Genomic DNA, 16,460 nt, shown 5'->3' on the forward strand with positions numbered 1-16,460 from the left:
TAATAAGCGTCCTGACCGTTGATCCGGAGCCCATGCGTGCCTGACGATCCCATACGAGAGCAGAACCGGCCATCGCCGGACGCGTTGCTGGAAAGCGCCGAGCGTGAATCGCGCGGCCATCTCAAGATCTTTCTTGGGGCGGCGCCCGGCGTGGGCAAGACGTATGAGATGCTGATGTCGGGCCGCGCCCGGCTGGCGGAAGGCATCGACGTCGTCATCGGCGTGGTCGAGACACATGGGCGGGCCGAAACCGAGGCTCTGGTCGAAGGCTTCGAGATCGTTCCGCGCCGCCACGTCCCCTATCGGAGGCATGTGCTCGACGAGATGAACATCGATGCCATCCTCGCGCGCAAGCCGGCGCTGGTGCTGGTGGACGAGCTCGCCCACACCAATGCTCCGGGCAGCCGCCATCCCAAGCGCTATCTCGATGTCGAGGAACTGCTCGCCAACGGCATCGACGTCTACAGCACGCTCAATATCCAGCATGTCGAGAGCCTCAACGACGTCGTCGCCCAGATCACGCGCATCCGGGTGCGCGAGACCGTTCCGGATTCGATCATCGACCGGGCCGACGATATCGAGATCATCGACATCACGCCGGGCGACCTGATCAAGCGCCTGAACGAAGGCAAGGTCTATCTGCCAGGGACCGCGAAGCGTGCGACGCAGAACTACTTTTCGCCGAGCAACCTGACGGCGCTGCGCGAACTCGCCTTGCGGCTCACCGCGCAGCGCGTCGATGACCAGCTCGTCACCCATATGCAGGCGCATGCCATCGCGGGCCCGTGGTCGGCCGGAGAGCGTGTGCTCGTGTGCATCAGCGAACGTCCGGGCGCCACCGCGCTCGTACGCTATGGGCGCCGGCAGGCCGATCGTTTGCGCGCGCCATGGGCAGCCGTTCATGTGGAGACCAGCAAGGATGCCCGCCTCTCCGAGGCGCAGAAGGACAAGATCGCCAGTGCGCTGCGGCTTGCCGAGCAACTGGGGGCGGAAGCGGTCACTTTGCCGGGCGAGAACGTCGCCCAGGAGATTTTGGCCTACGCCGCCGCAAACAATTACACCCACGTGATCGTCGGCATGCCCACATCGCCGCGCTGGCGCGAGGTTTTCGCAGGCTCCGTGTCGCACGACCTCATTCGCGCCAGGACGGATGTGAGCGTCCACGTGATCTCGGCCAGCAATGGCGAGGAGACACGACGTTCCGCGGCTGCGGGCACAAAATCGGCAAGGCGCCCGGATCCCGGCCACTATCTGTGGAGCATGCTTTACGTCGCAATCGCGCTGGGCATCGGCACGGCGCTCTCGCGCTTTCTGGATGTGCGCAACATCGCGCTCGTCTTCCTCATGGCGGTTCTTGCCTCGGCCATGAGCGGCGGCCTTTGGCCGGCATTGTTCGCGTCGCTGGTGAGCGCCTTCGTCTTCAACTTCTTTTTCCTAGAGCCGCGCTACACGCTGGATATCGGCGATCCGGAAAGTGTCGTCGCATTCGCCTTTTTCCTCGGCGTCGCGGTTGTCGCCAGCAATCTCGCGGGCCGGGTCCAGCGGCAGGCCGTGACGGCGCGTCAGCGCGCCAAAGCCACCGAGGGGCTTTATCTGTTCAGCCGGAAGCTCGCCGGCGCGGGCACGCTGGAAGATGTTCTGTGGGCAACCGTCTATCAGATCGCTTCGATGCTGAAGGTCAGGGTGGTCGTGCTTCTGCCCGAGAACGGCCGCATCGCGGTACAGGCAGGCTATCCGCCGGACGACACGCTCGATGATGCGGATATCGCTGCCGCCCACTGGGCCTGGGAGCATGACAAGCCCGCGGGCCGCGGCGCGGATACGCTGCCGGGGGCGAAACGCCTCTACCTGCCCCTGAAGACGGCGCGAACGCAGGTCGGCGTCATCGGTCTGGACAATGACAAGCAGGGCCCGGTGCTGGCGCCTGCCGAGCAACGGCTGTTCGATTCCCTTGCGGATCAGGCAGCGCTTGCCATCGAGCGGATCCAGCTGGTGGCGGATGTCGACAATGCGCGCCTTGCCGTCGAGGCAGACAAGCTTCGCTCGGCGCTCCTGACCTCGCTGTCGCACGATCTCAAGACGCCTCTGGCGTCGATACTCGGATCTGCCGGCGCGCTGAGAGACTATTCGACCTCCCTCACCGAAACCGGCCGGGCCGAGCTGCTGGCAACGATTGTCGACGAGGCGGAACGGTTAAACCGCTTCATTGCCAATCTCCTCGACATGACCCGGCTGGAATCGGGAGCGGCGGCGGTTTCGCTGACGCCGCTGTTCATCGGCGACAGCGTCGGAAGCGCGTTGCGGCGTGCCGAGAAAATTCTCGTCCACCACCGGATCGATCTTGCCGTGCCGCCCGATCTGCCGATGGTGCGGCTCGATCCGGTCCTGTTCGAGCAGGTGCTGTTCAACCTGCTCGACAATGCCCGCAAATATGCGCCAGCGGGATCGCTTATTTCGATCAAGGGATGGGCGCAGGATGCCCATGTCATGTTGCAGATCATCGATGAGGGGCCGGGCATACCGCCGGACGATCTCAACAGGATTTTCGACAGCTTCTATCGTGTCCGCAAAAAGGATCACGTGCAGGCCGGCACCGGCCTCGGCTTGTCGATCTGCAGGGGATTTGTCGAGGCGATGGGCGGAACCATCACGGCGACCAATCGGTTTGATCGATCCGGCGCCATTTTTACCCTGCGGTTCCCGACCGGGCCGGAACCAGCGAATTTGGAAGGCAGGCCATGAGCACCACAGCGGTCAAGATACTTGTCGTGGATGACGAACCGCCGATCCGCAAGCTTCTGCGTGTGGGATTGACGGCGGAAGGCTATGCCATGGTCGAAGCGGGCAGTGCGGAGCAGGCCATCGCGCTTGTCGCCTCCGAAAAGCCGGATCTGATCCTGCTGGATCTGGGCCTGCCCGACATGTCGGGACATGATTTGCTTGAGCGGTGGCGGTCCGAACTCGTCGAATTGCCGATCGTCATCCTGTCGAGCCGCACCGATGAAACGGGCATCGTCAGAGCACTTGAACTGGGCGCCGACGACTACCTCACCAAACCCTTTGGCATGCGGGAACTGGCGGCGCGCATCCGCGTCGCTCTGAGGCACAGGCTCCAGCAGCACGGCGAACGACCGATATTCCAGGCAGGCGATCTGAGCGTCGATCTGGTGAAGCGGATCGTCAGGGTCGCGGACAGGGAGGTAAAACTGTCGCCCAGGGAATATGATATCCTGCGCGTTCTCGTGCAGCACGCGGGCAAGGTCATCACCCACCAGCATATCCTGAAACAGGTGTGGGGCGGCGTGGCCGATGTCCAGTATCTGCGGGTCTATGTCCGCCAGTTGCGGCAGAAGATCGAGGCAACGCCCGATCAGCCGCAATACATCCTGACCGAAACAGGCGTCGGCTACCGTCTCCGTGAACCGGAGCTGTGACCGGCCACGCTTGCCAACCTGCGAGTGCCTTCAACGTGAGTAATCCCATGAACCTGTCATCCGTCATCGCACCACAGGATGTGATCCTTGACCTGTCGGTCCCCACAAAAGCCGTTCTGATCAGAACGCTGGCCACCCACGCCGCCGCGCGCACCGGGCTTGAAGAGGATGTGATCCACACTGCTCTGATGGGACGCGAAAAACTCGGCTCTACCGGCATCGGGAATGGTGTCGCCATTCCGCACGCACCTGTCGCGGGTCTCGACGCACCATTCGCCACCCTTGTGGTTCTCAGAAAGCCGATCGAGTTCGATGCCGTGGACGATCTTCCGGTCGATATCGTCTTCCTGTTGCTGTCCGGAAAGGAACGCACCAGCGATTACCTCAAGATCCTCGCTGCCGTCGCACGCAAGACCCGTGATGAGCAGGTCCCGGGGCTGTTGCGAAGGGCCCAGTCTCCAGCCGAAGCTTTTTCGACGCTGACGGACAGCGCCTGACGTGGATCGGCACGCGAAAAACTCCGGATTCACGACCCTGAGCGGCAATTCCCGCACAAGCACGAAGCGATTTTGCGTTCGGAATTGTTTCAAAACAAACTGCCGTAGTGCTTCTGCGATTCGCAGAAAAGCAGACCTGCTTCAGGAAAGCGGTAGGAAGGGACGCATATGGGTCTGGTGAAGAAGCGTTCCGTCACCATCAACGGGCACCGGACGAGCTATTCGCTCGAAGAGCCGTTCTATGACGACCTCGTTGCCATCGCCGCCGCGCGCGGCATGACGCTTGCCGCATTGGTGGCCGAGATCGACACCACACGCCCCAAGGCATCGAACCTGTCTTCGGCCCTTCGCCTTCATGTTCTGGAGTGGGTCAGGGTCCGGCGCGATTGAAACGGTCGATCCCGCAGCGCTTGCGCCCTCCTTACCCGCCTTCCAGTGAGTTCAGCAGGTTCTGCAAGTTGAATGGCTCGGCCTGCGGGCTTGCAGGCGCATTTTCATTGGCGGGAGGGGTCCCCGGCGATGGCTGCGGCGTGCCGGCCCTGCCCTCGGTCTCACGGCGGATGCGTTCCGCCTCGGCGTCGCGACGGACCCGTTCCGCTTCCGCCTCGCGCGCTTCCTGCTCGGCCCGCAACCGCGCTTCCCGCGCGGCGCGTTCCGCTTCTTCTCTCGCCCTTGCCTCTTCCTCGGCCTTCTGGCGCTCTGCTTCCTGCCGCAGGCGTTCCTCTTCCGCCGCGCGCTCGCGACGTGCCTGCAGATCGGCATAATAGCGGGCTTCGCGGCGCAGGCGCTGCTTTTCGAGCAGAGCCGCCTGCATCGCTTCCACCCGCTGCTGCTCCTGCTCCAGCGCGCGCTGGGTGAGATACTGGGCCAGCGGTGTGCTGTCGAAACTTGCCGTCATGGCATCGGGAGCGCCGTCTACGGTGAAATTCAGCGTCGGCTCGGAGCCGACCAGCGCGTCCTCGCCCGCAGCATAGGCAATCGAGCCCTGCGCATGCACGGTGCCGGTGGCCAGATTGGCGCTCAGATCTGCCGAAATCCCCGATGTTTGCGACTCAAGCCTGAGCGGCGGCGCGCGCAAGATGCCGTTCGCGAGCGTGAAGGCGACATCCGTGTCCTTCGCGGCAAAGCGCCCCTGCTTCGCAATGGTTCCCGCAAATTCCGCCGTGCGGCGCGCATCTATGTCGCGGCCGACAGCATCCGCAGCCTTCAGAAAAGCACCAAGCGCATCGGGGTTGAGATCGGAAATGGCGAGCCCCTTCAGCGAAGCCGTGCCGGAGCCCGAAAGCGACGTCATCATGCCGTCAACCGACTTGCCGCTGGTGGAAACCGTCGCCGAAAGATCAGTTCGGCCGCTGAGCCCCGCACCCGGAAAGATGGTGGCGAGATCTGCGTCGGAAACCGCCATCTGGGCATTGAGCAGCCCGGTTCCAGCGGAATTCCTGATCTCGAACATGCCGCTCAGTGCACCGCCAAGCAGCCTGCCGTTGAGATCGGATACCCGCAATCCGTCATCGTCCAGCTTCAGCGACATCGAAGCGTCATAAGCCGTCGCCATATGGCCAGCCATCAGTGCTGCAGCCGAAACGCTCATGTCGATAGCCGCCGGCGCGCGCGCGGTCGCAGCAAAGGGCGCTGTCGGCCACTCGCCGGAAACAGGCGCAAGTGCCTCGTCGCCGGTCAGCATGGCGACAAACGGATCGAGATAAAGCTCGTCGAGACTGACCTCGCCGGTCAGGCTGGGCTTGGCGCCCTTCATTTCGGCATTGATGTCGCCGGAAACCGCGGTTTCGTTGATGGCGCCCGAAAGCCCCTTCAAAATGAGGACGCCGCTGCCATAGTCGGCCTCCGCGCCAAGCGTGAGCGAGGTTCCCGTTCCCATGCCGGGCAGCGCCACGCCCGCCGTCATCAGCCATGGTTCTATATCGGCCGCTTCGAGGCTGGTGCCGCCCTTTATCGCCGGCCCCTGATCGTCAGCCGATACGGTGCCATCAAAGGAAAGCCGGAAATCCTCGCCGGTGACGAGCGCCGTGGTGGCCATGCCATCGCGCAGGCTGCCATTGGCGGAAATGTCGGCCACGCCCGGTCCCGTCAGCCCCAGCGGCAGGGCGGGAAGACCCGCGAGCGCCAGCAGCGCCGTCGCATCGTCGTTGCGAATGCCGAGCGTGACGGAAAGCGGCGAAAGCAGCAGATCCTGCGCCTTCCTCTTCAGGGAGAGGCTGGCGGAAAAGGCAGACCCGCCGGCGGACCCCTGCGCCGAAACGGCCAGGCCCCGGTCGCCGTCATCCTCGCCCGCAGCACTCATCACGGCATCGATGCGCGCATCTTCCAGCAGGCCCGGATAGTTTTGCACACGCTGCGCCAGTCCCGAGATGATGGGCCCGGCAATCACAGAGTTGTCGCCATGAGCGCCGGCCAGCGCCTCCACCAGCGGCGCAAGGTCGACCGCCACCACCGAAACATCGACTTTCCCTGCCGGTTTCTCAGGGAAACCGGAAAGCCGGCCGGTCGCGCTGAGGGATGCCCCGGCAAGATCGTCCAGCGCCAGCCGGTCCACCTCCAGAACGTCGCCGCGCAGGCGAAGCGCCGTCTCGGCCTTTTGCGCCGAGAGGCCCCACGCTTCCACCGGCCCCGCTTTCAGGTCGAGGTCCAGATCCTGCCCGGCAAAGCGATTGTCGCCCCCGGTGCTGACGAAAATCGAGGCAAAGGCGGAAAGGCTCTCCAGGTCCAGCGCGCCGCCCTGAAGCGCGAGGGCCATCGAGGAGCGCGCATCGCCCGGCTGCGCCGCCTCGATCGTGCCAGCGAATTTTGCTCCACCCAGCACCAGTTCGAGATCGCTGAATCTCTGCCGCGAACGGGTCAGGTCGACATTGGCGCTGAAGCCTGCCGCGGGAAGACGACGAACCGCATCGTCCACATCGCTGGCGAGCCACGCCGCGAAGCCTGACGGCTGGGCGACGGCGAGCAGCATCCTGCCCCGGAAGCCAACGGCATCGCCGGTGGTTAGCAGGCCGCTGGACTCGAATGTGGTGCGGCCGGGCAAGGTCGCGGCCAGTGAATGGATGGTCCAGCCCCCGTCGGCAGGCTCGGCGGAGACACGGACATCGCGAATGGTCGTATCACCCGCCACCACGGCCGGCAGCTGCACTTCGACGGAGCCGGGGATCGTCGGACGAGGCAGGCGGCGCAGCGCCTCTTCCAGCCCGGCAAGGCGCGCCTGCGCGTTCGACGCAGTTCCGGTTTCGCCGGACACCGCCTCGTCGAACTGAACCTGTGCGCCCGACGCCTCGATGCGAAACCGCGGTTCTTTGCCGAAATCGAGCGAGGCGGTTCCATCGGCCGAATAAGGACTTTCCACCGGCCCCGTCTCGAAACGGAATTCGTCGATTGAAAGCCGGGCATGGTTGAGCTGGAACGTGCCGCTGGCGCGATAACCGGGCACGGCCTTTGCCGGGGTGAGCGAAACCATCTCGCCATCGCCTCCCCTCAGTTGCGCCGGCTGGGCTGCATCCTCGGTCAGCCGGAACTGGCCGGCATAGGTGAGAGCGCCATTGCCGATGTGCGCGTTGCCGTCGCTTTCCATCGTCGCGGCATAATCCTGCGGCCGGGCCCTCAGCCGCAGCCGCATCTGGCCGTCATCACCGGCGCGCCCGGTGGCCGCGGAAACTTCCGTCGGCAATCCATCGAAAACGAGATTGCCATCCACGCGCCATGGGCCAAGCAGAGATTTTGCCGATACCGTGGCATCGATTCCGGAAAGGGTGTGGACTCGCCCACCCGGACCATGCCGCAGTTCCACCACACCGTCGGTGACGGTCAGCTTCTCGATCGCGATCTGGCCCGCATCGAATGGCGACGATGGCCGCACGGCCCAGTCAATCGTCCCGTCGTCGGCAACCGCGATCACAGCTCTCGGCCGCTCCAGACGCATGTCGAAGATCAGCACCTCGCCGCGCAGGAACGGCGCCAGTTCGGCATCCATGGAGAAGGTGTCGACGGCCATCGCCTGCTGGCCATCCGCACCGCCTGACACGACGACATCGGTGAACGTCACCGACGGAAACGGCAACAGCCTTGCCCGTGCATCGCCGCGCACCGTCACCTTGCGGCCGAGAATGATGCTGGCCTCCCGCTCGAACGCGGCGCGATAGCCGGTCCAGTCGATGAAAGGCGGCACCGCCAGCGCTGCAAGCAGCACCAGAACCACCAATCCGCCGATGATCACGAACAGTCGTGCGAGCATGTCCTCACTGCAAATCCAGAGGGTGGACCGATCCTATCCCGATATCGATGACGATAAAGAGGCAATGCCGCACCTGCGCTTCCGGCGTCGTGGAGCATTCCGATGAAAAAAGAATCGCCCGCAATGCTCCATCTCTTTGTTTTTACGCAATTCCGGACGCAAAACCGCTGCGCACTTTTGCTGGAATTGCTCTAACCCGCGATCATCTTGCCGGGATTGAAGATATTGTCCGGGTCGAGCGCCTTCTTGATGGTGCGCATGACATCGACGCCATGGCCATGCTCGCGGCGCATGAAGCCGGACTTCCCCTGCCCGATGCCGTGCTCGCCGGTGCAGGTTCCCTCCATGGCGATGGCGCGCTCGTTCAGGCGGGCGACGAAAGCCTCGACCTTCGCCACCTCGTCGCGATCTTCGGGATCCATCAGAACCAGCGTGTGGAAATTGCCGTCTCCGGCGTGGCCGACGATGGGCGCGACAAGGCCGTTGGCCTCAATGTCGGCCTCGGTTTCGGCAACGCATTCGGCGAGCCTTGAAATCGGCACGCACACATCGGTGGAAAGCCCCTTCGCGCCGGGCCGCAGCACGAACGAAGCCCAGTAGGAATCGTGACGGGCCTTCCACAGCTTGTTGCGCTCTTCGGCCACCGTGGTCCACATGAAGGGGCCGCCCTGCTGTTCTTCCGCGATCATGGCGAACAGCTCGGCCTGCTCCGCCACGCCAGCATCGCTGCCGTGGAATTCGAGGAACAGGCAGGGGCTTTCGGGATAATCGAGCTTGGAATAGGCGTTGATGGCCTTCATCTGGAGCGCATTGACCAGCTCGATCCGCGCCACGGGAATGCCCATCTGGATAGTGGCGATCACCGCCTGACACGCTGCCTCCAGGGTCGGGAACGGGCACACGCCGCCCGAAATCGCCTGCGGAATGCCGTGCAGGCGAAGCGTCAGCTCGGTGATGACGCCGAGCGTGCCTTCCGCGCCGACGAGCAGCCGGGTGAGATCGTATCCGGCCGAGCTCTTGCGCGCGCGGCCAGCCGTGCGCACCACCTCGCCATCGGCCATCACCGCCTTGAGCGAGAGCACCGCCTCGCGCATGGTGCCATAGCGCACCGCGTTGGTGCCGGAGGCGCGCGTCGAGGCCATGCCGCCGAGCGAGGCGTTGGCGCCCGGATCGATGGGGAAGAACAGGCCCGTATCGCGCAGGTGGCGGTTGAGGTCCTCGCGCGTCACGCCGGGCTCCACCACGCAATCGAGATCCTCGGCGTGGACGGCCAGAATGCGGTTCATGCGCGAGGTATCCAGCGAAATACCGCCACCCGGCGCGTTGACATGCCCTTCCAGCGACGTTCCGGTTCCGAACGGGATCAGGGGCACGCGGTGGGCTGCGCAGGCGCGCACGATGGTCTGCACCTCTTCGGTATTTTCAGGGAAGACGACGCCATCCGGCATCTGATTCGGCAGATAGGTGGTGGTATGGCCATGCTGCTCGCGAATGGAGTTGCCGGTCTGGAAGCGGTCGCCGAACGCATTGCGCAGAATTTCCAGCATCGCCGCGATGCCTTGTTCGTTGCGTTCCACCACAATCATATCGCCGAGAGCCATGGTTTCTCCTTAATCAGGACAGGCAAGGCCACCGGCTTGCTCTTTAGCGTGGCCCGCAAATAGGATTGGTGATCTGCTTTTCACGCCGATTTGTCCAGCAGCGCAAGGACCTTTCATGCCCCTTTCTTCCCCCTTCGTCTCCGGCACCATGGAGATCGAGAAAAACTGGATCGACTATAACGGCCATCTGAACATGGCCTACTACAACGTGCTGTTCGATCGCGGAGCGGAAGAAGTGCTCGACCTGCTCGGCATCGGTTCCGCCTATGCCGCTGAACGCAGGCACACGATCTACACCTCGGAAATCCATGTCTGCTACGTGCGCGAGCTGCATCTGGGCAGTCAGGTGAAGGTGAGCTTCCAGTTGCTGGACTCCGACGAAAAGCGCCTGCACGCCTATCAGGAAATCCGCCATGTCGACGGCTGGCTGGCGGCGACTTCGGAAAGCATGTCGCTGCACGTCAACATGGAAGGTCCACGCGTTGCACCCTTTCCCGAAGACGTGGCGGCAAAAGTGGCGGCATTTCAGGACGCCCACCGGCATCTCCCCCGGCCGGAGCGTGCAGGCCGCACCATAGGCATCCGCAGGCGCGGCAGCGCCGATATTAACCTTAAGAAATGAATAAGGGTGGATAGGCTGCCTGCTCCGTTGCAACGAATCGCGCCAGCAGCCAATCAGGCTGTATGGCTACGCAGAACAACCTGCCGCCTTCTGTCGAAAAGGCTGGCACAGCACGCAGCGTGAAAATGGAAGCCGAAAGGCTGGCCGCCGACCCGCGCGTGTCGGACTATGACTTCTGGCGATCTCTGCGAAATGTCGACAACCGGATTTTCGAGATTTCAGCGAAGGGCCAGCCTATCCCCTTCGATATGGTGCGCTGGCGCGCCATTCTCAAGCAAGCCCGCTCACGGCGCGGATACGCCTGAATTTTCCGGCCGGCACTCCTAAAAAATCAAAATCTTACGTTTGATTTCCGATTCAGAATATCAGAAAGCGTAGGCGATGGTTGAGGCCACGCCCATGACGGCGGCAACCACGATCAGGAAGGCATAGACGCGCGGAAGATCGAACAGGATAGCATAGCCGGCGATGTAGGCCGAAAATGCAGCACCCAGCGCCAGCAGAAAGCCATTCCGGTCGCCGACAACCAGATTTGCCGCCATCAGCCCGCCAAGAAGCAGCGCTCCGAAAACGATGATGACCGCAATGCCGGCCTTGTCGAAATTATCGTCCATCATTCATTCCCTGCAATCACTCGCCACATCCGGGACGATTCCGGAACAGCCATTGGCTACAGACTTAACCGAGCGCGCGGAAGGGGCAAGGGTAAACTGACCCCTGCCCTTGTGAGAAATCGGCAACTGTGGATTTAGGGAGACGGTTCGCCGTCTCCCCTGCTGTTGCCGGCCTACTGCTTCGGCAATGTCCATGCCATGACGTAATCGCCTGCCTTGGTTCCGATCGAGCCGTGGCCGCCGGCCACGATCAGAACGAACTGGCGCCCGTCTTCCGTCGTGTAGGTCATCGGGGTGGATTGCCCACCCGCCGGAAGGCGCGCCTTCCACAGCTGCCTGCCGCTGGTAAGGTCGTAGGCGCGCAGATAATCGTCGACGGCCGCACCGAGGAAGGCCACGCCACCCGCGGTGATGATCGGCCCGCCGATGCCCGGAACGCCCACCTTGAGGGGAAGCGGCAGCGGGATCATGTCGTAGACCGTGCCGTTGCGGTGCTTGTAGGCGATCTTGCCGGTGCGCAGGTCCGCACCCGCCACATAGCCCCATGGCGGCGACTGGCAGGGAATGCCGAGCGGCGACAGGAACGGCCCCATGATCACGGCATAGGGCGCACCTTCGTTGCGGTTGAGACCCTGCTCGCTGCCACGAGCTTCGGCATCGGCGGGTGGCACCTGATCGCGCGGCACGAGTTGCGACTTGAAGGCCAGATAGGTCGGCATGCCGAACATCACCTGCCTGACCGGATCGACCGCCACGCCGCCCCAGTTGAAGGTGCCGAAATTGCCGGGATAGACAAGCGTTCCCTGAACCGAAGGCGGCGTATAACGCCCCTCGTAGCGTAGCCTTGCGAACTCGATGCGGCAGGCAAGCTGGTCGAACGGGCTGACGCCCCACATGTCGGCGCCCGTCAGCGGCTTCGGCATGAATGTCAGGTCCGACACAGGCTGCGTCGGCGCGGTGAAATCGCCTTCGATCGCCCCGCCCGGAGCCGGCACCTCATTGATCGGAATGACCGGTTCGCCGGTTTCCCGGTTCAGCACATAGATGTCGCCCTGCTTGGTCGGGCCGACCAGCGCCTTGACCGTCCCCGCATCGGTGGTGAGATCAATGAGCGATGGCTGCGCCGGCACGTCCATGTCCCACAGGTCATGATGCACCGTCTGGCGCACCCAGCGCACCCTGCCGGTGTCGAGATCGAGTGCGGTGATCGAGGACGAATATTTTTCCACATGCTCGCTGCGGCCCATGCCGAGCTGGTCCGGAGTCTGGTTGCCGAGCGGCACATAGACCAGCCCAAGCTCCTCGTCGGCGCTGGCGGTCGACCACATGTTGGGCGAGTTCGCCGTATAGGTCTCGCCGGCGCCGAGCGGCTCGGTGCGATCGGGATTGCCCGGATCCCACGCCCACACGACAGCGCCCGAGCGCGCGTCGAAGGCGCGGATCACGCCGGACGGCTCTTCCGTGGAGTAATTGTCGTTGACCGCGCCGCCGACGATGATCTTGTCGCGCGCGATCAGCGGCGCCGAAGTCGAATAATAGTAACCCGCCTTCGGATGCGGCATGTGCTCCATCAGGTTCACCGTACCGGCATTGCCGAATGACGGACAGATCTGGCCGGTGGCCGCATCGAGGGCGATGAGGCGCGCGTCGGAAGTCGGCAGGTAGACGCGTTCCGCACAGGCTTCGCCGGCAGCGATCGACGCATCCTTGTAATAGGAAACGCCGCGGCAGGTCTGGTGCTGGCGCTGGTTCTCCGGGCCGATCTTAGGATCGAAGCGCCACTTTTCCCTGCCCGTCGCCGCATCAACGGCAATGGCGAGGTTGTGCGGCGTGCAGATGTAGAGATTGTCGCCGATCTTGAGCGGCGTCACCTGATAGGTGGTTTCGGTGACGTCGCTGGGCAGGCGCACATCGCCGGTCTGGTAGGTCCAGGCCAGTTCGAGCTTGTCGACATTTTCGACCGTAATCTGGTCCAGCGGCGAATAGCGCTGACCATAGGGGCTGCGCCCGTAGAAGTGCCATTCACCCGCCGGGAAGTTTGCGCCAAGGGCGCCCTCCGGCGTCACCTTGTCCGTCGGCAGGGTAGCGGCAATGTCGTAGGGATCGGTGGTCATGGAATATCCGGCGACGCCGAGCGACGCCAGAACCACGAGGATCAGCGGCGCACGGCCGTCCGTGCCGGAAAGCCTGCGCCATATGACCGGCATCAGCAGCCAGATGGCCAGCAGCACGAGCAGGCCGCCGCGCGCGCCGAGCGACCACCAGTCAAAGCCTGTCTCCCATATGGCCCACACGAGGGTCGCCAGCAGGAAGGCGGCATAAAGCCAGAGCGCGGCCATGCTGCGCCGGTAAACCAACCATGCCGCAATCAGGAAAACGGCGCCGGCAACGGCATAATACCAGCTGCCGCCAAGCGTGATCAGCCATACGCCCCCTACGCCAAGCCAGGCGCCGAACAAGGCGAACAACAGTGAAGTGATGATGATGGCCAAAGCTGATCCCCCAACTTCGAGTGCCGGAATGCGTAATCAGGGATAATGGCGCAGGCGCCGCAATGTTCCCTGCATCAACAGGCTTTCCTTGCAGGCGCGCGCCGACAGGGCTAAGCCATGCTCAGAAAACAGAACAAAACGGCGACACTTCTGGTCTTTCGGGACCGAATCACTACATTCGGGAACAATGTCCGGCTTTTCCGACGATATGCCCTTCTTCGATGAACCGGGCGCGCGACCTCCGGCTGCCTCCGGCAGCGCCGGTGCGCCGTCCGGCATAGCCGCGCGTGCCATGGCCGCGCGACAGGCGCAGAACGGCCCGCCCGACTATCTCAAGGGGCTCAACCCTGAACAGCGGCAGGCGGTGGAAACCACCGAAGGGCCCGTGCTGGTTCTGGCCGGCGCCGGCACCGGCAAGACGCGGGTGCTCACCACCCGCATCGCCCATATCCTTGCCACCGGTCGCGCCTTCCCCTCGCAGATCCTTGCCGTGACCTTCACCAACAAGGCCGCACGCGAGATGAAGCAGCGCATCGGGCTGCTGGTCGGCGAAGCGGTCGAAGGCATGCCTTGGCTCGGCACCTTCCACTCCATCGGTGTAAAGATATTGCGCCGCCATGCGGAACTGGCCGGGCTGCGCTCCGATTTCAGCATTCTCGACACCGACGACGTCATCCGTCTCATCAAGCAGCTCATTCAGGCCGAAGGTCTGGACGACAAGCGCTGGGCGCCGCGCACCTTCGCCCAGATGATCGATGGCTGGAAAAACAAGGGCCTCGGCCCAGAGGAAATTCCCGAAGGGGATGCGCGTTCGTTCGGCAACGGGCGCGGCCGCGAGCTCTACCGCGCCTATCAGGAGCGGCTGACGACGCTGAACGCCTGCGATTTCGGCGACCTGCTCCTGCACCCGATCCGCATCTTCCGCGCCCATCACGACATTCTGGCGGAATACCACAAGCGCTTCCGCTACATTCTGGTGGACGAGTATCAGGACACCAACACCGCCCAGTATATGTGGCTGCGTCTTCTGGCCCAGCGTCCTCGCGCCAGTTCTGCCCAACCGGCCGGAGGCCGAGCGCGCGACGGCGCGCCGGGCGACGTTTCGCCCGCCCCCGCGGAGGGCCAGCCGCCGCAGGCGGCGATGCGGCCCGTGAGCGAAAACAAAGTCAACATCTGCTGCGTCGGCGATGACGACCAGTCGATCTATGGCTGGCGCGGCGCGGAAGTGGACAACATCCTGCGCTTCGAGAAGGATTTTCCGGGCGCGACAGTGATCCGGCTTGAGCGCAACTACCGCTCCACCGCCCATATCCTTGGCGCTGCCGCCCATCTCATCACCCACAATGAAGGCCGGCTCGGCAAGACCCTGTTCACGGACAGCCCCGATCCCGATGACCCCAAGGTCAATGTCCATGCCGCATGGGATTCCGACGAGGAAGCCCGCGCCATCGGCGAGGAGATCGAAGCGCTCCAGCGCAACAGCCATGCGCTCAATGACATTGCCATTCTGGTGCGCGCCTCCTTCCAGATGCGCTCCTTCGAGGATCGCTTCATCGAGATCGGCCTGAACTACCGCGTCATCGGCGGCCCGCGCTTCTATGAGCGGCAGGAAATCCGCGACGCCATGGCCTATATGCGTGTCGTGGCCAATCCGGGCGACGACCTCGCCTTCGAGCGCATCGTCAACGTGCCGAAGCGCGGCCTTGGCGAAGCCGCCATCCGTCAGGTGCATGACACGGCCCGCGCGCTTGGGGTGCCGATGCTGCAGGCGGCCGCCACGCTTGCCGAAAGCGACGAGCTGAAGCCGAAGCCACGAGCAGCACTGCGCGAGGTTGCCGCCAATTTTGCGCGCTGGCAGGATCTGCTGGAAACCACCCCGCATACGGAACTGGCCGAAACCATCCTTGAGGAAAGCGGCTATACCGACATGTGGAAGAACGACCGTTCGGCCGATGCGCCGACGCGGCTCGACAACCTCAAGGAGCTGATCCGCTCCATGGAGGATTACGAATCCCTGCGTGCCTTCCTCGAACATGTCGCGCTGGTCATGGATGCCGACAAGAACGAGGACCTCGACGCGGTTTCGCTGATGACGCTCCATTCGGCCAAGGGGCTTGAGTTCGAGACCGTGTTCCTGCCCGGCTGGGAAGAAGGCCTGTTCCCGCATCAGCGCGCGCTCGATGAAGGTGGGCGTTCCGGTCTGGAAGAAGAGCGCAGGCTCGCCTATGTCGGGCTGACGCGCGCCAAGCGCAACCTGCACATCTGGTTCGTCTCCAACCGGCGCATCCACGGGCTGTGGCAATCCACAATCCCCTCCCGCTTCCTCGACGAGCTGCCGGAGGCCCATGTCGAGGTGAGTGAAAGCGGGTCAGGCTTCGGCGGCTACGGCAATCCCTATGGGGCCTCGCGCTTCGACAATATCGGTTCGCCCACTGGCGGATATGCCAAGCGCGGCGATCAGGGCGGCAGCGGCGGCGCTTTCTCAAACACCTATGCGACGCCCGGCTGGCAGCGCGCCCGCCAGAACCGCACGGAAGCGACGAGCCGCAACTGGGGCACGCGTTCGGGCCATGCGGTCGAGCGCATCGGCTATGGCGAGGCCGATTCCGGCTATGGCGCGGGGCGTGGTTCGGTCAAAGGCCGCACCATCGAAGGCGAGCTGGTGGCGAAGTCGGTCGCAGACACCCCATCCGCTTTCAGCGTCGGCGACCGCGTCTTCCATATGAAATTCGGGAACGGCAACGTCTCGGCTGTCGAAGGCAACAAGCTGACCATCGATTTCGACCGCGCCGGCCAGAAAAAGGTTCTGGACAGCTTCGTCACCGCGGCCTGACGCGCGGCGCATCGGCAACGGCCGGTTTTGGACCCTAGAGAATCGGACGGAAAAGCGGAACCCGGTTTTCGGTTATTCCGATGCTCTATCAATAACTTAGATCGCCCTTCGTGCGTCCGAATGGACG

Annotated in this window: 11 protein-coding genes; 7 read left to right on the forward strand and 4 right to left on the reverse strand. The window is 63.7% G+C overall.

The window, feature by feature from the left end:
- Nucleotides 1-36 precede the first annotated feature (36 nt).
- The 4 genes from MIC97_RS04985 (at nucleotide 37) to MIC97_RS05000 (ending at nucleotide 4,321) form a co-directional block, all read left to right on the forward strand.
- A complete protein-coding gene (locus tag MIC97_RS04985; RefSeq protein WP_239799107.1) occupies nucleotides 37-2,742 on the forward strand; it encodes a sensor histidine kinase KdpD in 2,706 nt (901 codons plus the stop codon).
- A complete protein-coding gene (locus MIC97_RS04990) occupies nucleotides 2,739-3,434 on the forward strand; it encodes a response regulator transcription factor (RefSeq protein ID WP_239799108.1) in 696 nt (231 codons plus the stop codon). Before MIC97_RS04985 ends, MIC97_RS04990 begins: the two co-directional genes overlap by 4 nt.
- Before the next feature lie 47 nt (nucleotides 3,435-3,481).
- Nucleotides 3,482-3,931 (forward strand): PTS sugar transporter subunit IIA, encoded by a 450-nt coding sequence (locus MIC97_RS04995; RefSeq protein WP_239799109.1) that lies wholly within the window; start codon nucleotides 3,482-3,484, stop codon nucleotides 3,929-3,931.
- A gap of 168 nt (nucleotides 3,932-4,099) precedes the next feature.
- The gene (locus MIC97_RS05000; protein WP_183831593.1) at nucleotides 4,100-4,321 is read left to right on the forward strand and encodes a ribbon-helix-helix domain-containing protein; all 222 of its coding nucleotides are present in this window, start codon (nucleotides 4,100-4,102) and stop codon (nucleotides 4,319-4,321) included.
- A gap of 31 nt (nucleotides 4,322-4,352) precedes the next feature.
- Here MIC97_RS05000 and MIC97_RS05005 read toward each other — a convergent pair whose 3' ends face one another.
- Both MIC97_RS05005 and MIC97_RS05010 read right to left on the reverse strand, forming a co-directional pair.
- Nucleotides 4,353-8,171, reverse strand: coding sequence for an AsmA-like C-terminal region-containing protein (locus MIC97_RS05005; RefSeq protein WP_239799110.1), 3,819 nt, complete (start codon nucleotides 8,169-8,171; stop codon nucleotides 4,353-4,355).
- A 191-nt stretch (nucleotides 8,172-8,362) separates the two neighbouring features.
- A complete protein-coding gene (locus MIC97_RS05010; protein ID WP_239799111.1) occupies nucleotides 8,363-9,772 on the reverse strand; it encodes an FAD-linked oxidase C-terminal domain-containing protein in 1,410 nt (469 codons plus the stop codon).
- A 115-nt stretch (nucleotides 9,773-9,887) separates the two neighbouring features.
- Between MIC97_RS05010 and MIC97_RS05015 the strand changes: the two genes are divergently transcribed.
- Together MIC97_RS05015 and MIC97_RS05020 are read left to right on the forward strand one after the other, a co-directional pair.
- The gene (locus tag MIC97_RS05015) at nucleotides 9,888-10,394 is read left to right on the forward strand and encodes a thioesterase family protein (RefSeq protein ID WP_239799112.1); all 507 of its coding nucleotides are present in this window, start codon (nucleotides 9,888-9,890) and stop codon (nucleotides 10,392-10,394) included.
- 62 nt (nucleotides 10,395-10,456) lie between these two features.
- Nucleotides 10,457-10,699 (forward strand): hypothetical protein, encoded by a 243-nt coding sequence (locus tag MIC97_RS05020; RefSeq protein WP_183831082.1) that lies wholly within the window; start codon nucleotides 10,457-10,459, stop codon nucleotides 10,697-10,699.
- Nucleotides 10,700-10,759: 60 nt separating this feature from the next.
- On the opposite strand, the gene MIC97_RS05025 is transcribed toward MIC97_RS05020, so the two are convergent.
- Nucleotides 10,760-11,008: a hypothetical protein gene (locus tag MIC97_RS05025; protein WP_183831595.1), complete on the reverse strand. Its 249-nt coding sequence runs from the start codon at nucleotides 11,006-11,008 to the stop codon at nucleotides 10,760-10,762.
- Nucleotides 11,009-11,181: 173 nt separating this feature from the next.
- A complete protein-coding gene (locus MIC97_RS05030) occupies nucleotides 11,182-13,500 on the reverse strand; it encodes a glucose/quinate/shikimate family membrane-bound PQQ-dependent dehydrogenase (protein WP_239799113.1) in 2,319 nt (772 codons plus the stop codon).
- Nucleotides 13,501-13,687: 187 nt separating this feature from the next.
- Between MIC97_RS05030 and MIC97_RS05035 the strand changes: the two genes are divergently transcribed.
- On the forward strand, nucleotides 13,688-16,333 hold the full coding sequence (locus tag MIC97_RS05035; RefSeq protein ID WP_239799114.1) for a UvrD-helicase domain-containing protein: 2,646 nt from the start codon (nucleotides 13,688-13,690) through the stop codon (nucleotides 16,331-16,333).
- Nucleotides 16,334-16,460 lie beyond the last annotated feature (127 nt).

Origin of the sequence: Aquamicrobium sp. NLF2-7 (genome assembly GCF_022359935.1) — a bacterium.
Lineage (GTDB): Bacteria > Pseudomonadota > Alphaproteobacteria > Rhizobiales > Rhizobiaceae > Mesorhizobium > Mesorhizobium lusatiense.

Bases quoted from the DNA above. Each gene is read 5' to 3' on its own strand.
- MIC97_RS04990 (WP_239799108.1), top strand. From the start codon at position 2,739: ATGAGCACCACAGCGGTCAAGATACTTGTCGTGGATGACGAACCGCCG.
- MIC97_RS05015 (WP_239799112.1), top strand. From the start codon at position 9,888: ATGCCCCTTTCTTCCCCCTTCGTCTCCGGCACCATGGAGATCGAGAAA.
- MIC97_RS05025 (WP_183831595.1), bottom strand. From the start codon at position 11,008: ATGGACGATAATTTCGACAAGGCCGGCATTGCGGTCATCATCGTTTTC.
- MIC97_RS05020 (WP_183831082.1), top strand. From the start codon at position 10,457: ATGGCTACGCAGAACAACCTGCCGCCTTCTGTCGAAAAGGCTGGCACA.
- MIC97_RS05010 (WP_239799111.1), bottom strand. From the start codon at position 9,772: ATGGCTCTCGGCGATATGATTGTGGTGGAACGCAACGAACAAGGCATC.
- MIC97_RS04995 (WP_239799109.1), top strand. From the start codon at position 3,482: ATGAACCTGTCATCCGTCATCGCACCACAGGATGTGATCCTTGACCTG.
- MIC97_RS05005 (WP_239799110.1), bottom strand. From the start codon at position 8,171: ATGCTCGCACGACTGTTCGTGATCATCGGCGGATTGGTGGTTCTGGTG.
- MIC97_RS05000 (WP_183831593.1), top strand. From the start codon at position 4,100: ATGGGTCTGGTGAAGAAGCGTTCCGTCACCATCAACGGGCACCGGACG.
- MIC97_RS05035 (WP_239799114.1), top strand. From the start codon at position 13,688: ATGTCCGGCTTTTCCGACGATATGCCCTTCTTCGATGAACCGGGCGCG.